Genomic DNA, 15,663 nt, shown 5'->3' with positions numbered 1-15,663 from the left:
CCGCCTCACGCGGCGTTGAAGACGAGCACCGCGTTCAGCCCGCCGAAACCGAAGGAGTTGCTGACCGCGGTGCGCACCGGCATCGTGCGGTGCACCTTGGTGACGATGTCCAACTCGACCCGTGGGTCCGGACTGTCGAGGTTCGCCGTCGGCGGTACGACACCGTGCCGGACCGACAGGACCGTGCAGATCGCCTCGATGGCACCCGCCGCGCCGAGGGTGTGCCCGAGGGCGCCCTTGACCGAGGTGACCACGGGCCGGTCGCCGAAGATCCGCCGGATCACCTGGGCTTCGGCGGCGTCGTTGAGTGGTGTCGACGTGCCGTGCGCGTTGATGTGATCCACCTCCTGCGGCCCGATTCCGGCGTCGGCCAGCGCCATCCGCACCGCCTGTTCCACTCCGGCCCCGTCGGCCCGGGGCGCCGTGGGGTGGTAGGCGTCCGCGGAGGCCCCGTAACCGCTGAGCAGGGCCAGTGGCTGGGCTCCGCGGGCGCGGGCGTCGGCGGCCCGTTCCAGCACCAACATCCCGGCCCCCTCGGCGGCCACGAAGCCGTCGCGGCCGTCGTCGAACGGCCGGGACGCGCCGGCCGGGTCGTCGCCCCGCTTCGACAGCGCACCCAGCTGATGGAAGCCGGCGATGATCGTCGGACTGATCGCCGACTCGGTGCCGCCGGTCAGCACCACGTCACACACGCCCGCCCGCAGCAGGTCGCGGGCCGTGCCGATGGCGGTCGCGCCGGAGGCGCACGCGGTCACCGTGGTGATGTTCGGTCCGGTGGCCCCGCAGTCGATGGAGAGGAAGCCGCCCAGCGAACTCTGCCCCATCTGCGGGATCAGCACGGGGGACACCTTCCCCGCCCCTTCGGAGTCCAGCGTGCTGCGCGCCTCCTCGAACAGCTTGGTCCCGCCGAGCGCGTTGCCGACGACGATGCCCACCCGGCTGCCGTCCCAGCTCTTCGGATCAAGGCCGGCGTCGGCGAGCGCCTCGCGGGCGGCCACCAGCCCCAGGTGCACGAAGCGGTCCTGCCGCCACGCGATCCGTCGGCCCAGCAGCTGGTCGGCGTCGAACCCCGGCACACGGCAGCTGAAGTCGACGGGAAGGCCCGTCAGTTCGGGATCGGCCGAGGCGGCGGTGGATTCGCCCCGCAGGATCCGTTCCCAGCTGGGCCACACTCCTACGCCGCCCGGCGTGACCAGGCCGATGCCGGTCACCGCGACGTCGCACCGCGTGTGTCGGTACGACATCAGACCTTCCCGCCCTTCTCCTCGATCACCCGGGCCAGATCGGCGACGGTGTCCTCCGAGGACACGTCGTCCTCGGAGATCTGAATGCCGTACTCCTTCTCCGCGACCAGGCTGAACTCGACCATGGCCAGCGAGTCCAGATCGAGGTTCCGCAGCTTCGCCTCCGGGCGGATCTCCTCGGTGGGAATGCCGAATCGCTCCGAGAGCAGGGCGGTCATGTGGTCGAACAGGGCACTCATGGGGACTCCTCAATCATGTCGATCACGCGGTTGACGAAAGGAAAGGTGTGGATTGGCTGATGACGGCCTGTCAGGAGACCGGTGCGCAGTCGGGCCACCGCAGTACGGTGGAACCCCAGGTCAGCCCGCCGCCGAAGGCGCTCAGCAGTACCCGGTGGCCTGGCCGGATGACGCCGTCCGCCACCGCGTCGGCCAGCGCGAGTGGGACCGAGCCCGCAGCCGTGTTGCCGACCCGGTCGATATTGCGCACCACCCGCGTCTCGTCCAGGTCGAGACGGGCTGCGACCGAGGCGAGGATCCGCGCGTTGGCCTGATGGGCCACGAAGCGGTCCACGTCCTCGATCCGCCAGCCGGACCGCTCCAGCACACGCTGGGCGGACTCGGCCATCCGGAGCACGGCCTGACGGAAGACCGCTTTGCCGTCCATCCGGAAGTAGTGGTCCGCCTCGGCCGTCGGTCCTCCGGTGGAGCGTTGGCGTGACCCTCCGGCCGCCACCGCGACCAGGTCGGCCAGCTCGCCGTCGCTGCCGAGGTCGAACGGCCCGATCGCGCCGGGTTCCTCCGGGGCACCGGCGCGCAGCACCACGGCGCCCGCCCCATCGCCGAAGATCGCGGTGGTGGTGCGGTCCTGCGGGTCGAGGATCGTGGTGAAGGCATCGGCGCCGATCACCAGGACCCGCCGGGCGATCCCGGAGCTGATCAGCCCGGTGCCCGCGGCCAGCGCGTAGACGAACCCGGTACAGACCGCCGCGACGTCGAAGGCCGCGATCCCGGTCAGTCCCAGGCGGCTGGCCACTTCCGGAGCGGTCGCCGGGCACGAGCGGTCCGGTGTGGTGGTGGCCAGGACGAGCGCGTCGGCATCGGGTCGGCCGGACGACCACAGTGCGCGTTTCCCTGCCTGGACAGCCAGCTCCGAGGTGGCAACGCCCGGGTTCACCACATGGCGTCGGCTGATGCCGGTCCGGGTCCGGATCCATTCGTCGGAGGTGTCCAGGCGCTGGGCCAGCTCCTCATTGGTCACGGCCCGAGGCGGAACCCACGAGCCGATTCCGCACACGACGCCGACCGGGACGGGCGGGCTCATGGGGTGTCCTCGATCGCCCCAGGGTGCAGCCGGCCACCGAAGTAGAGCAACGGCCGGCCCATGCCGTCGGCTACCGCCGTGACACCGGCCAGGATCAGCTCGTGGTCGCCGGCCCGGATCCGGCGCCAGGACCGGCACCACAGCCATCCGACCGCGTTGGCCAGCAGGGGAATACCGTCCAGGCCGGATTTCCAGGACACTCCGTCGAACTGGCGCACTCCGGGCAGGCGGCGCCGGTCGGCGAAGTGCCGTGCAAGTGACGTCTGTTCGCTGGAGAGGACATTGACCGCGAACCTGCCGCGCGGGCCGATCAGGTCCAGCAGCACGCTCTCCCGCTTCAGGCACACCGAGACCAGGGGCGGAGCTTGGGAGATGAAGGTGAACGAGGTCACTGTCGCCCCGTGCGCGGACACCCCCTGACCGGTGGTCACTACCGAGACCCCGGTGGCGAACTGCCGTGCCACCCTCCAGAAGTGGACGGGATCAGGAGCGGACTGCGGCGCCCAGGCTGCCTGTATGGGCCCGGCGGGCGCGGCCATCACCGGCCTCCGGTCACGACGCGCACGCCCTCGCCCGGTGCCGCCAGGTCGGTCAGCGCCTCGCCACCGTCGACGACGGTGACCTCTCCGAAGAGGGCGGCGAGTACGGAGCAGATCGACCGCTTGATCACCCGTTCGGCGGGCGGGTCCATGATCCCGGCCAGGCTGTCGATGCCGAAGTCGTAGGTGGCTTCGAAGGTGATCTCGCAGCCCGACTCGGCCCCGTCGAGCTGCCAGGTGCCCTGGAGCCGCTCGAAGTCGCCGTCGATCTGGTCGAACACCACCCGTCGCTGGACAGGGTCGATCACATCGCGCTCGGACCACTTCATGATCCCGCGCCGGAAGTTGACCTCCCACTCGCTGACCCGTGGCTGCCCGGGTTGTGGTGCGGGGTGGACGCGCACCGACCGCACGTCCTCGGCCAGAGTCGAGTACTCGGTGAAGTCGACGAGTCTTTCGAATGCCTTGTCCGGATCATCGGCGGGCACCACGGTCCGCAGGTGAATGGTCCTCATCGGGGGCTCCTCGGTCTGGTCCGGCCGGATCGTCAGGTGAGTACGGCGTGCACGGCTTGGTCGAACGCCGACAGCAGCACGCTCACGTCGTGTTCGGTGAGCACGGCCGGCGGAGTCAGGCGCAGCACGCGCGAGGTGTTGAGGGAGTGGTTGGCGATCACACCGGCCGCGAGCAGCTCGATCAGCAGATCGGCGGCCAGGCCCGGCACGGTGAACTCGATGCCGATCAGCAGCCCCAGGCCGCGGACCTCGCGGACGCGGTCGCCCAGGACTGAGCGGGCGATGCGCGCCAGCTCCGGGCGGATCGTCTCCCCGAGGTGGCGGGCCCGCTCCACCAGGCCGTCGTCGCCGATGGCCTCGATCGAGGCGCGTGCGGCGGCGGCCGCCAGCGGGCTGCCGGAGAAGGTGGAGGTGTGGATGAAGGGGTCCCGGTCGAAGGCGGCGAACGCCTCCTGCGTGGCCACGGCCGCCGACACCGGTACGATCCCGCCGCTGAGGCCTTTGCCCACCAGCAGGACATCGGGGACGATGCCGTCGCGGTCCGCGCCCCACCAGGATCCGAGCCGGCCGAGGCCGGTCTGCACCTCGTCCAGGATGAGGAACGCGCCGTATTCGTCGCACAGCCGCCGGACGTCGCGCAGATATCCGTCGGGAGGGACGATGACACCACCCTCGCCCTGCACCGGTTCGACGATGACGCAGGCCACCCCCTTGTACCGGGCCAGCTCGCTCTCCAGCCGCTCGGCATCGCCGAAGGGCACATGGGACACCTCGGGCAGCAGCGGTCGGAACGGGGCCTGGAACACCTCGCGCGCGGTCACGCTCAGCGCTCCGAACGTCTTGCCGTGGTAGCCGCGCTCCATGGAGATCAGGTGGTACTTGCCGTGCGTACGGGCCATCTTCAGTGCCGCCTCGACGGCCTCGGCACCGGAGCAGGCGAAGTGCACCTTCTCCAGGCCGGCGGGGGCCACCGAGGCAAGCGCCTCGGCCGCCCGTCCGACCTCCGGCTCCAGCAGCATCCGGGTGGACACCGGGTTCGTGGTGAGCTGCCGTTGGACCTCGCCGACCACATGGGGGTGCCGGGCACCGGTGATCAGGACGCCGTAGCCGCCGCAGTTGAGCAGATCGCGGCCGCTGCTGGTGCGCACCCAGGCACCAAAGGAGGCGATCTCCACCTCACTGCCTGCCATTTCGGCCACCGCGGCCCGGCCCCTGCTGAGGTGGCTGCGCCACCGCTCGCCGGTCCGTACCGGATCCTCGGGCCACTCCGGCCAGGTGGTGATGGTCATCAGTGCTGCGCTCCTCTCGTTCGGGACCCGATCGGTCAGCCCACCAGCAGCGGCTGGCCGGCGAAGTAGCCCAGCAGGCCCTCGGCCGTGCTGGTGCGGGACGGCGGGTGGAAGGCGATGGCCTGCGCGGCGGCGGCCAGATAGGCGACGTCGGAAGAGGAGACGTAGGCCATACCGCCCAGCAGCTCCACGGCCTGGCCGACGGAACCGACCACCGCGTCCTGCACGGCGTAACGGGTGACCAGAGCCCGCGCCAGCGTGTCGTTGGCCGTCTCACCGCTGTCCACCCGCAGGGCCAGGCCCTCGGTGAGAGCGGCGGCGGATTCGATCCGCACCGCGAGGGCGGCGCGGTCGGAGACGGTGCCGCGGGACCGTTCCAGCACCTGGTGCACCAGCCTGCTGGCGATCCCCGTGTAGGCGGCGCAGATGATCATCTGGAACCAGATGAGACCGACGCCGTGCAACTCCAGCAGTTTCTCGATGAGTTCCGGCTGTGGGACGAGGACCTCTTCCGCACCGACGAAGACGTCGTTCAGCCGCACCTCATGGCTCTGGGCTCCGGCCAGGGCGAAGGTCGACCAGAAGGGGTGGACCGTCAGCCCGTCGACGTCGGCCGGGATCAGCGCCAGTCCCAGCTCTGTCGAGCCGTCCGGGGAGGGCAGGGCGACACTGGCCGTCAGCAGATCCATGGAGTCCGCCAGGCTGCACGGCTTCTTCACCCCGTTGATCACGAATCCGCCGTCGACGGGGCGGGCCTGCATCGTCGGGGCCAGGATGCCCTGGCCGACCCGGCCCTCGGCGAAGCCGGAGGCCACGAGCATCCGCTGGCCGGCGATGCGCCGCAGCGCCGCTTCCAACGTGGGTGTGCCGGCGACCTCGGCCATGCCGAACAGGGAACCGACCGAGAAGTGGTGCATCATCGTCGCCACGGTCAGCGACGGCGCGACCGCGCCCAGCGCGCGGACCGCCCGGACCGCCTCCAGCGCCGTGGCACCGGTGCCGCCGTACGAGGCCGGCACGACCAGATTCGGTCCGCTGTGGACGCGGAACAGGTCGATGGCACCGCTCTGTTCGGACTCCAGCTCGCTCAGCGCTATGGCTGCCAGGCTCTTGCGCAGGCCCGGCATGAGTGTGTCGCAGGTGTGGTTGTCGGCTTCCATGAACTGCACGGCTGACTCCTCGCTCCGGCGACGGCCGGTACGGGTCGGGGCGGTGACGGGGTGCGGGGGAGGGGTGAAGAACGGCTCAGGTGCGAGCGTCGTAGGCGTCAAAGACGGCGCTGCGAGGCCGTACGCCGTGGGCGATGGATACGCCCTGGAGATGAGAGGTGCGCAGCATGAGGTAGTTGGCCTCGCCGAAGACGCCTCCGGTCAGTCCGGTACCGCCGTGGCTGGGCAGATACGGCACGAAGCCGATGTGGGAGTCGTTGACCTTCAGCAGGCCGCCGTTGCCGACCCTGCGCACGAATTCGTCCACCACCGAAGAGCTTCTGGCCCACAGGGAGTTGCGCAGGCCGTAGCGATTGGTGTTGACGTGGTCGATGATCCGCGCGAGCAGCGCGTCGTCGGCCTGCGGCTCCGGGACGACGACCGGGAGCAGGGGGAAGAACGTCTCCTCGCCCACCGCCTGGACGTCGCGGCAGCCGTCGAGGCCGTTCACTCGTATCACGGTGGGCTCCAGGAACGGGCCGGTGTCCGACACCGAACCGTCCACCTCCAGCCGACGCGCCCCATGGACGACCGTCGCCCCTCGCGCCACCGCGTCCCGTATGTACGCGAAGAAGCGCTCGCTGCGCAGTACGGGGGACAGCAGCGCGCCCTCGTCCTCGGGATAGCCGGGGCGCAAGGCGGCCGCCGCGGCCCGCAACCGCTCGATCAGGGCGTCGGCGACTTCTGGGTGGACCACGACCTGGTTGGGCAGCATGCAGATCTGCCCGGAGCCGTAGAAGCACTCGGTCAGCGCTTCGGCGGCCAGGTCCAGGTCGGCGTCCCGCCAGACGACCACGCAGTCGTTTCCGGCCAGCTCAAGGATGGGCTTCTTGCCCTTCGCCACGCACTCGGCCTCCAGCTCCAGGCCTCGTTCCACGCCGCCGGTGTAGAAGATGTCGTTCACCAGCGGGCTGTCCAGCCAGGACTGCAGCACCGGCGCGGGCCGTGCGCAGAAGGCGTTCAGTACGCCCGGCGGAGCGCCTACTTGCGCCAGGGCCGGCACGACCAGTTCGCGCAGCACGTACATCACGCCCAGGGGGCCGCTCTGCGGTGCCCTGATGACCACGGCGTTGCCCGCGAGCAGGGCTGTGGTCGCGAACAGGGCGCTGGCCGCCGGGGCGTTCTGCGGAGGGTTCACACACACCACGCCGTCGGGCATGCGACGCACCAGCAGGCGGCGCGGTCCGTGCCGGAACTCGCGGTGCAGCTGCTCCGCGCACCAGCCGACGGTCTCCTCGCTGGCGCCTTCGAGCATGCCGGCGACCTGCCATTCGGCGAGGGCACGGGGGTTGCCCTCGGCGATCAGCACCTCGACCAGTTCCGCGCTGTGCCGCCGCAGCCGCTCGCGGAGGATCCCGGCCACCCGAACCCGCTCTTGCAGCGGGAACGCCGCCCATACCGGCGCCGCCGCGGCGGCGGCCCGCACAGCCGCCTCGACCGTCTCGGCGTCAGCGACGGCGCAGCGCCCGACGACCTTGTCAGCCACGGTGCTCACATCCAGCCGGCCCTGTTCAAGCCTGCGCTTGAGTGTGAGGCTGGTGAATACGTCTTCCAATATGGACCGGCTGCTGACCGTGTACGCATACCGGTCGGAGTGGATTTCCTGGCCGTTGACATAGGACGGGTAGGTCGGTACCGGCTGAGTCTTGTCGCATCGCAGCCGCTCGAATACACCGATGCCGTTCGAATCGGCCCGGTGTCTGCCGCCGCCCATCTCCAACCCCATTTTCCGTCCAGACTTCTCGAATCCCGCACACGCCGGGTGGCGTTGTCACCCCAACAGGGCGCCGTCTGGCGGCGGTAGATACAAGAATGCGTGAATTTATCTGCCGTTAACCCAGTCTTCAGATGCGAGGAGGGCCTTCATCTGTTCCAGAGCCCGTCGCCGAGTGGGCCCTATCGACCCGTGCGGAATGCCTAGCCGCGCGCTGATCTCCGTGTAGCTGGCGGGTGTTTCGGAGAACAGAAGGAGCAGCAGCGCGCGCTGGTCCGGTCCCAGCATCTGTACCGCGGCCCGCACCGAAGCGGCCTCGGCCTGGGCCATCGCGCGCTCCTCCGGGGTCACCGAGGTGTCGACGATGTCGCGGAACTCGTGCCCGCCCCCCATCGGAACCTGCCGGTCGGAGCGGGCGCGGTGACGCATCGCCTCACGCCGGGCGACCGTGACGACCCAGGCCCGCAACTTGCTGGCGTGCTGGATCGAGCGAATCCCCTCGATCATCTGGATCCAGGTCAACTGGCAGACGTCCTCGCAGTCGACCGGTTGCAACCGGAAAGAGCGGGCCACTGTCCGCACCGGAGGTGAGAAGCGACGGATCAGTTCGCCCCATGCGTGTTGGTCGTCCTGCCGGCAGCGGGCGAGGAGTTCGCCGATATCCAGATGCTGGACGGCCTCTGGGGGGTTTCGGACGGCATGGGCCGCTGTCGGGGATCCGTTGGGATGGTCTTCCGTCGCCATTCCTGCCACTGCTCCGCTCGGTCTTGCTTGCGGCGATCATCTTGGTGACGGGGGCGGCGGTTGTCGCTACGGTCCGACGACCGTAAGAAGGAGGCGCTGCGATTCCTGGCGCGGTTCGCGATTTCGGCCTCCTGCACCGGGCACCGCGATGTGTCCCGCCCCTCGGAGACGAGGATGGTGGGCTCTTCTTGGACAGAACTTGAATGGCACGAGTCTCGAATGGCCCCAGCGTCACGTGGGGAGCGTCGCTGCCTACGCCGGTCCGGTCAGGTGTGTCTGCTGCCGCAGTGCCGCCGTGAATGCCTGACGCAATTCCGGGCCGGGGTCGGTGCCCAGTTCCGCGGCGAGTACGCGCCGGGTCCTGTCGAAGACGCGTACGGCGTCGTTGAACCGGCCCGCTCGGCACAGCGCGGCCATCAGAGCCCGGCTGAGCCCTTCCCGCGCCGGCTCCTGCGACGACGGCTCGTTCAGGTCGCGCACCACGGCATGTGGGTCGCGCCCCCAGGAGAGATCGCAGTCCGCACGCATTTCGACGGCGCTCAGCCGCAGTTCCTCCAGCCGGAACGCCTCCCGCCGGGCGAAGCGGTATCCTTGCAGCTCCGTGTACGCCTCGCCCCGCCACCGCCCGAGGGCGGCCTCGAAGGCAGCGGACGCCGCTCGTGTGCGGCCCTGCTCCCGACGCCGCCGCGCGAGGTCGATGGTGTCCTGCACGGCCCACACATCGACCCGGAGTCGGCCGACGGCGAGGCTGTACCTGCCGTCACGGGACCGCAGGACCGAGTTGCGCGTCCGAGGGCCCTTGCCGGGTTCCAGCGCTCGGCGCAGGTGGGAGACATAGCTGTGGAGCGTGCCGACCGCTGACCGCGGGGGAGTGTCCTGCCACACGTCGTAGATGAGGCTGTCGGTGCTGAGCGGGCGGCCGTCCGCGACGATCAACGCGGCGAGGACGGCGCGCTGCCGCAACGAGCCGAGGTCCAGTGCTCGACCATCGCGCAGCGCGGAGAGCGCGCCGAGCACACCGATACTCAGCGCAGGTGCGTTCGATGGTGTGGCCGGGGACATCAGCGGCTTCTCCGGTACTCGTAGGTCTCGGGGAGGATGTGCGGACCCGGGGCGGCCTCCGCCTGCAGCGGTACCGGCTGACCCGAGCTGCCTCCAACGGTCCCCCGACGGCGGCCGGCGAACATCGGCCATGTCACTGATAGGCGTCGCGCGCGGCCCCCTACCGGCTGCAGAGCTGGTGGCAGGATCCCCTGCGCCGGATAGGTCCGTGAAGAAGCCGGGGGATGTGTCTCCGAGAAAGCGGAGACGGTGTCAACGTGCGTCTTGCTGTGCCATGCGGATGGCGACTTCGACGCGGGAGGTCAGGTCCAGTTTGGCCAGGATGCTGGACGTGGATCTGGACGGTCCTGCGGGAGATGAACAGACGCTCGGCGATGTCCGGGTTGGACAGGCTTTCGGCGACCAGACCGGCCACCTTGAGCTCGGTGTTGGTCACGCTCTGCCAGCCGTGAGCGGGGCGGACGTGCGTACCCCGTGCCGGACCCCCAACTCGCGCAGGCCGGCGCGACGTCCCGGGCCGCGTTCAGCGCTTGATGGCCGGCAGCGGCCAGCTCCCGCTCGTGGCGGGCCTCGTCCCGGTGACCGCGCCGGGTCAGCAGCACGCCGGTGTCCTCGTGGCACCGTGCCGCCTGCCAGGAGCGGCGGAGCCGGTCGCATGCGTCGGCCGCGCCAGCAGCGCGTCCGTACGATCGTCGAGGAGTCCTTGGCAGTGCAGCAGGCCGGGGGTGAGCACACCGGCTTCGGCCTGCTCAGCCTGTTCCAGTACGAGGGCGTGCAGATCGCGTGCCCCGGACCAGATCGCAGTCTTCCAGGGCGAGGCGGATCGCCTCGGGTGCCAGGGTCGTCAGCCAGACGGACGACAGGTCCCGACTGCCATTGTCAAACAGGTGTTCGAATAATTCCAGGGTTTGCGCGTGGTGAACGCAGCTCTGTTCGTAGCGGGCTATGGGCCCATCGTGCGAAGGACCCGGTGAACCTGTCGGAGGGAGAGTGGACCGGAACACGGGCCAGATAGCGCTCGGCGGTGGACAGGTCGCCGCGGTGTGGGCTTTGAGCGGACGACGCCGTGGGACCGAGACCAGCGGATACAGGACCGCGCTCTGCAGGAACGCACGGGTGTCCACACCAGGGTGGCGCTGGGCGCCAGGTGCGGCTGGGCGAGGACGGCATACAGGAGGAGGACGGCCGTGGCGGCGTCACCCAGCGCCCTCGTGTGGTGCGCGATGTGGACCAGTGACGGGGTGCGCGCGCAGGGCCTGGCGGGCACGGCGGTGCAGGCCCTCGCGGAACGGGCCGGGGATGTCGCGGTAGACGGACTGCTGGGCCAGGAGGTGGCCAACCCGTACCGTCCCGGGTCGCTCTCGTGCAGTACCGCCGCCTGCAGGGCCTCCGCCACCGCGGCCGGGGTCCGCTCGGCGTCCAGGCTGGCGACCTGCGCGAGGACCAGGCGGGACGGACAACACGGCCGCGGCGCGGACCACGTTCAGCGCGCTGGCGGACAGCTCCGTCATCCGGCTGAGCATCGCTTCGCGTACGGCCCGGGGTGTCTCGGCACGCTCCAAGGCGGCGATCTCCTCACCGCTGTCCTGACCGCCCCGGGCCTGTTCAGTGAGGGTGCGTAGATCCTCCTCCATGACCAGTGGCAGCCCGGCGCTGCGTCGGTGGACGGCGCGGTCGGCTCGCGGTCCCGGGGTCCTGCGCACCTAGTCCTGCACGTCCTGTTCGGTCAGCGCCTGCAGGGAGAACTCCACGCCGTTCACTCCCGGCGGACGGTGGTATGGCGCGCCCAGCACCGCAGTGGCGGACGGAAGGTCCTCGCGGCGGTAGGTCAGGACCAGTCCCAGGCTTTCGGGCAGGTTACGGGCGAGCAGCAGCAGGAGTTCCCGCGTGGTCCGATCGGCCCGATGCAGGTCCTCGACCACCAGCACCGCCGGGCCGAGCGCTGCGAAGATCCGGCGCACCGCCCCGAGGATCTGGAAGTGGCCCGCCCGTGGATCCGACGGTTGCGGCGGCAGGTGGTCGGCGAGGGCGGGCAGCAACCGGGACAGGACACCGGTCTGGGGGGGCGAGCCGGTCTGCGTCCGGCAGCCGCCGCCTACCGCCGACAGCGCCTCCAGTACGGGGCCGAAGGGCAGCGGCTCACGCAGCGGGGGCAGTGCCCCATCAGCACCCGCGTGCCCTGCCCGCGCAGGGCCCGGGCGGCTTTAGTAGACGAGCCGGGACTTGCCCATGCCTGCCTCCTCCATCAGCGCGACCGCGGGCAGCCTTGACAGCAGAGCCGTCAGCAGGTCCAGCTCCCGGCTCCGGCTGGCCAGGGCAAGTCCTCGTCCCGTGTCGCAAGCGTCCTCCCCGGGGTGGGCGTAGGGTGGGCCAGCCCGCCGCGCTGCTTCCGCGCTCACCGCGACCTCCACGACTATCGGGTCGCACTGCTGCAGCGTGGCACCGTAGTCGCTGCCGTGACCGCACCTGCGGGCGCTGGTGTGCTCTGCGAGTGCGTTGACGATCTGCTGGCCGCGCCCGTGCTCATCGGCCGCGCAACTTCTCGTCCACGCCCCGTCCTGCGGGGCGGGGCCGCCGTCGGTGACGTTGATCCGGACGGCGGCGGGCCCGTCGGTGGCGGCGCTGGTCCGCAGGCACAGGGCGACGGGCGGCAGCGCGTGCTCGACCGCGTTGGTGACCAGTTCGGAGACGACCAGCAGGGCGTCGAAGACCACGTCCTCCGCAAGGCCCCAGCCGGCCAGCACCTGCCGGGCGTGGCGTCTGGCTTCCGCGGCCGCGGTGGCATGGTGCGGCAGCGGGTACTCGTCCCGGTGCTCGACCACCGGATGGTGGCGTTCGGGCGGCACGTGGCCAATCTCTGCGGGCCGATGCTGGTCGGCGGTTTCGGTGGCGGGCGCGGTCCGGAAGAAGCCGTTCACGATGATCGTCCGAGGTAGGGCCGGGGATTCGTTCATGTGATCCGTTTTAGAGACGGGCCCGCCTCCGAACATTCGGGAACCCCCCTAACCTTCGCCCTACCTCCGGCCCCCCAGACCACCCGAACGGCGCGGCCAGCACCCTGACCGTCCCTGAGCTGCCGGGTGTCCCACGACCCTGACAGGCCGGGAACCGTGGCAGCGCAGGCGACGGGCGGCACGCCGATGCCTACCGGCGCATACTGGGCACGTGAGGTGGGCCACCGCTCTGTACGAGCGCGACGCCGAGATCGCCACTCTGACCAACCTGGTCAGCAGGGCCCAGAGCGGAGAAGGGGGGCTCGCGGCGATCGAGGGACCGGCCGGTATCGGCAAGAGCAGGCTGCTCGCCGAGCTGCGCAACTTCGCCGTGTCCTCCGAGTTCCACGTTGTCTCCGCCCGCGGTATGGAACTGGAGCACGATTTCGCCTTCGGTATCGTGCGCCAGCTGTTCGAACCGGTGCTGGCCACCGGCGGCTCCGCCGAGCGTGAGCAGTTGCTGTCAGGCGCGGCCGGCCAGGCCGCGCCCGTCTTCGGAGCCGTCACCGCCGACCGCAGCGGCGACGCCGACTTCGCGATCCGGCACGGACTGCTGTGTCTCGTCTGCAACCTGTGCGAGCAGCGCCCGGTGCTGCTGCTTGTGGACGACCTGCACTGGGCCGACAGTGCCTCGCTGCGCTACCTGGCCTACCTGCTGCCACGACTGGACACCCTCCGGGTGTGCGTCGTGGTGGCCCTGCACCCCGCCGAGCCCGGCACCGAGTGGCACTTGCTGGAACGGATCATCACCGACCCGGCCTGCCGGCTGCTGCGGCCCAAAGCGCTGAGCGCTTCCGCCGCCCGCAGTCTGGTGCGCGATGAGTTCGCCAAGGGCGCACCGGGCGAGCAGGCGGAGGAAGCCTTCCTGGCCGCCTGCCACAGTGCCACCGGCGGCAACCCGTTGCTGCTCAAGGAGACGGTGGCCGACTTGGTGCTCGAGCACGTCGCGCCGCGAGCGGCGAACGCCGGGCAGGTAGCCGCCCTGGGGCCACGCGCCGTCGCCCGCTGGGTGTCGCTGTGGACTCGGCGCCTTCCGGCCCGGGACATGGCGCTGGCCCGGGCGGTAGCCGTACTGGGTGAGGATGTCCCTCTCGACCAGGCTGCGGCGCTGGCCGGCCTGCCGTTGAGCGCTGCGACGCAGGCCAAGGCCGACCTGCAGCGGATCGAGCTGCTGCGCGCCGGGACCGGCCATGGGCCGCACGCGGTGATCGGCTACAGCCATCCCGTGGTTCGCACCGCGGTCTACGAGGCCATGACCACCGACGAGACCTGGAAGGCACACCGCGAAGCCGCGGACTTGCTGTCCCGAGCCGGGGCCGAGGCCGAGAAAGTGGCCGCGCACCTGCTGCGCCTGCCGTCCACCGCCGAGCCGCGCCTGGTCCCCGTCCTGATGCGCGCGGCACACGACGCGTGCAGCCGGGGGTCACCGCAGGCGGGAGCGACCTACCTGCGGCGGTGCCTGGGCGAGGCGTCAGGCCGGGACCAGCGCCTGGAGGTCCTGCACCAACTGGGGCGGACCTTGCAGCTCACCGATACCGATGCCTCCGTTCGCTACCTGCGGGAGGCGATGTCGCTCGCCAGCGACATCCGCCGCCGCGCCGCTATCGCCAGCCTGCTGGGCAACGGGCTGCTGCTGTCGCAGTGCATTCCGCAGGCGCTCGAGGTCTGGCGGGAGGCCCTGAGCCGGCTTCCCCCCGACGAGCCGGACCTCAGCGCCAGGCTGCAGGCCGACATCCTCTCGGTCCCCCTGTTCGAACCGGCCGCCCCCGAGCTGCGGCGGGACATCCTGCGCGATGTGGGCCGACAGCGGCTGCTGGGCCCAGGCTCCACCCTGGGAGGAAAATTCCTGGACTGCGTGATCGCTGGACACGACCTGGTCGTCGGCGACCCCCGCGCGGTGCCGCGGGCACTGCGGGCCCTGGAGGACGGGGAACTGCTCCGGCAGGCCGGCGGCGCGACCCCGCTGGCCCTGGCATGGTGGGTGCTGATCTGCGCGGACCTGCCCGAAGCCCTGACCAGCCTGGACCGCGCGGTCACCCAGGCCTACCAGGAAGGCTCGACCAGCAGCCTGACGGCCGCCCTCACCTACCGCGCCTTGGCCCGGCTGCGCCGCGGGTGCCTGGCAGAGGCGGAAGCCGACGCCCGCGACGCCGTCCTCGCCTCGGAGACCGCCGGCATCAGCCTGCACCGGCTCGTCCTCGGCCCGATCCTCGCCGACATCCTGCTGGAACAAGGCCGCATGCGCCCGGCCGAGGAGGCGCTGGACTGGGCCGTGGGCGTCGACGCACCCCCCCGGACCGGTCTCATCTATCACCTGTTGCTGCGCCGCGCGCGGCTGCTGCGCCTGCAGGCGAACCCGGGCAAGGCCCTCGATGCCGCCATGGCGGCGGGAGATGCCTTCGTGGCGGCCGGCGGGCAGAACCCCGCCGTACTGCCCTGGCAGTCTGAGGCGGCACTGTGCCTGCACCTGCTGGACCGGGACGAGGAAGCCCAGCCGCTGGCCCTGGAAGAGGTCCGGCTCGCCCACGGCTGGAGCGCGCCCCTGGCCTGGGGACGGGCGCTACGAACAGCGGGGCTCGTCCACCAAGGCGAGCAGAGCACTGCTTTCCTCGAGGAGGCAGCGCGCAGACTCCAATCGACACCGGCCCGACTGGAGTATGCCAAGGCCGCCGCGGAATACGGCGCCGCCCTGCGGCGCGGCGGCCAACGCAGGCCCGCCCAGCGCATTCTCGCCGAGGCTCTCGACATCGCCCGCCGCTGCGGTGCCGAGCCGCTCGTCGAGCAGGTCACCGCCGAGCTCAAGGCCGCGGGCGCCCGCCCGCGCCGCCATGCTGGCGTCGGCGTCGAGTCCCTGACCCCCAGCGAACTGCGCGTCGCCGAGCTGGCCGCCGCCGGCCGGTCCAACCGCGAGATCGCCCAAGCGCTGTTCGTCACGCCCAAGACGGTCGAGGCCCACCTGGCCAGTTCGTACCGCAAGCTCGACATCACGAGCCGACGCCAGCTAGCCGACCACCTGCCCGCGCCCACATGAG

General features: G+C 70.9%; 15 protein-coding genes. 2 read left to right on the top strand and 13 right to left on the bottom strand.

Features of this window, described 5'->3' with window-relative positions:
• Positions 1-5: 5 nt before the first annotated feature.
• The 11 genes from AB5L52_RS45900 to AB5L52_RS45850 all read right to left on the bottom strand — a co-directional run bounded on the left by AB5L52_RS45900 (position 6) and on the right by AB5L52_RS45850 (position 10,053).
• On the bottom strand, positions 6-1,244 hold the full coding sequence (locus AB5L52_RS45900) for a beta-ketoacyl-[acyl-carrier-protein] synthase family protein (RefSeq protein WP_351577773.1): 1,239 nt from the start codon (positions 1,242-1,244) through the stop codon (positions 6-8).
• Complete coding sequence (locus AB5L52_RS45895) at positions 1,244-1,483, bottom strand: phosphopantetheine-binding protein (RefSeq protein ID WP_351577776.1); 240 nt, start codon at positions 1,481-1,483, stop codon at positions 1,244-1,246. Before AB5L52_RS45895 ends, AB5L52_RS45900 begins: the two co-directional genes overlap by 1 nt.
• Positions 1,484-1,553: 70 nt before the next feature.
• Positions 1,554-2,567: a beta-ketoacyl-ACP synthase III gene (locus AB5L52_RS45890; protein WP_351577779.1), complete on the bottom strand. Its 1,014-nt coding sequence runs from the start codon at positions 2,565-2,567 to the stop codon at positions 1,554-1,556.
• On the bottom strand, positions 2,564-3,106 hold the full coding sequence (locus AB5L52_RS45885) for a flavin reductase family protein (protein WP_351577782.1): 543 nt from the start codon (positions 3,104-3,106) through the stop codon (positions 2,564-2,566). The genes AB5L52_RS45890 and AB5L52_RS45885 overlap by 4 nt, the downstream gene beginning before the upstream one ends.
• Complete coding sequence (locus AB5L52_RS45880) at positions 3,106-3,621, bottom strand: SRPBCC family protein (RefSeq protein ID WP_351577785.1); 516 nt, start codon at positions 3,619-3,621, stop codon at positions 3,106-3,108. The genes AB5L52_RS45885 and AB5L52_RS45880 overlap by 1 nt, the downstream gene beginning before the upstream one ends.
• A 32-nt stretch (positions 3,622-3,653) precedes the next feature.
• Positions 3,654-4,910, bottom strand: coding sequence for an aminotransferase class III-fold pyridoxal phosphate-dependent enzyme (locus AB5L52_RS45875; protein WP_351577788.1), 1,257 nt, complete (start codon positions 4,908-4,910; stop codon positions 3,654-3,656).
• Positions 4,911-4,945: 35 nt separating this feature from the next.
• Positions 4,946-6,070 (bottom strand): acyl-CoA dehydrogenase family protein, encoded by a 1,125-nt coding sequence (locus AB5L52_RS45870; protein WP_351577854.1) that lies wholly within the window; start codon positions 6,068-6,070, stop codon positions 4,946-4,948.
• 85 nt (positions 6,071-6,155) lie between these two features.
• A complete protein-coding gene (locus AB5L52_RS45865; protein WP_369369209.1) occupies positions 6,156-7,718 on the bottom strand; it encodes an aldehyde dehydrogenase in 1,563 nt (520 codons plus the stop codon).
• A 222-nt stretch (positions 7,719-7,940) separates the two neighbouring features.
• On the bottom strand, positions 7,941-8,576 hold the full coding sequence (locus AB5L52_RS45860) for a sigma-70 family RNA polymerase sigma factor (protein ID WP_351577793.1): 636 nt from the start codon (positions 8,574-8,576) through the stop codon (positions 7,941-7,943).
• A gap of 252 nt (positions 8,577-8,828) precedes the next feature.
• Entirely contained in the window at positions 8,829-9,638 is an 810-nt protein-coding gene (locus tag AB5L52_RS45855) for a BTAD domain-containing putative transcriptional regulator (protein WP_351577796.1), read from the bottom strand.
• 160 nt (positions 9,639-9,798) lie between these two features.
• Positions 9,799-10,053, bottom strand: coding sequence for a LuxR C-terminal-related transcriptional regulator (locus tag AB5L52_RS45850; protein WP_351766558.1), 255 nt, complete (start codon positions 10,051-10,053; stop codon positions 9,799-9,801).
• 772 nt (positions 10,054-10,825) lie between these two features.
• On the opposite strand from AB5L52_RS45850, the gene AB5L52_RS45845 reads away from it, so the two are divergent.
• Positions 10,826-11,260: a hypothetical protein gene (locus AB5L52_RS45845; RefSeq protein ID WP_351577805.1), complete on the top strand. Its 435-nt coding sequence runs from the start codon at positions 10,826-10,828 to the stop codon at positions 11,258-11,260.
• Positions 11,261-11,341: 81 nt separating this feature from the next.
• On the opposite strand, the gene AB5L52_RS45840 is transcribed toward AB5L52_RS45845, so the two are convergent.
• Positions 11,342-11,677, bottom strand: coding sequence for a hypothetical protein (locus AB5L52_RS45840; RefSeq protein ID WP_351577808.1), 336 nt, complete (start codon positions 11,675-11,677; stop codon positions 11,342-11,344).
• A gap of 165 nt (positions 11,678-11,842) precedes the next feature.
• On the bottom strand, positions 11,843-12,592 hold the full coding sequence (locus AB5L52_RS45835; RefSeq protein WP_369369156.1) for an ATP-binding protein: 750 nt from the start codon (positions 12,590-12,592) through the stop codon (positions 11,843-11,845).
• Between the two features lie 211 nt (positions 12,593-12,803).
• Between AB5L52_RS45835 and AB5L52_RS45830 the strand changes: the two genes are divergently transcribed.
• A complete protein-coding gene (locus AB5L52_RS45830; protein WP_351577817.1) occupies positions 12,804-15,662 on the top strand; it encodes an AAA family ATPase in 2,859 nt (952 codons plus the stop codon).
• Position 15,663: the final 1 nt, after the last annotated feature.

Origin of the sequence: Streptomyces sp. CG4, from assembly GCF_041080655.1 — a bacterium.
In the GTDB taxonomy this organism is placed as follows: Bacteria; Actinomycetota; Actinomycetes; order Streptomycetales; family Streptomycetaceae; genus Streptomyces.
Note: the sequence above shows the minus strand (reverse complement) of the source record. Positions and strands in the feature narration are given on the sequence as shown.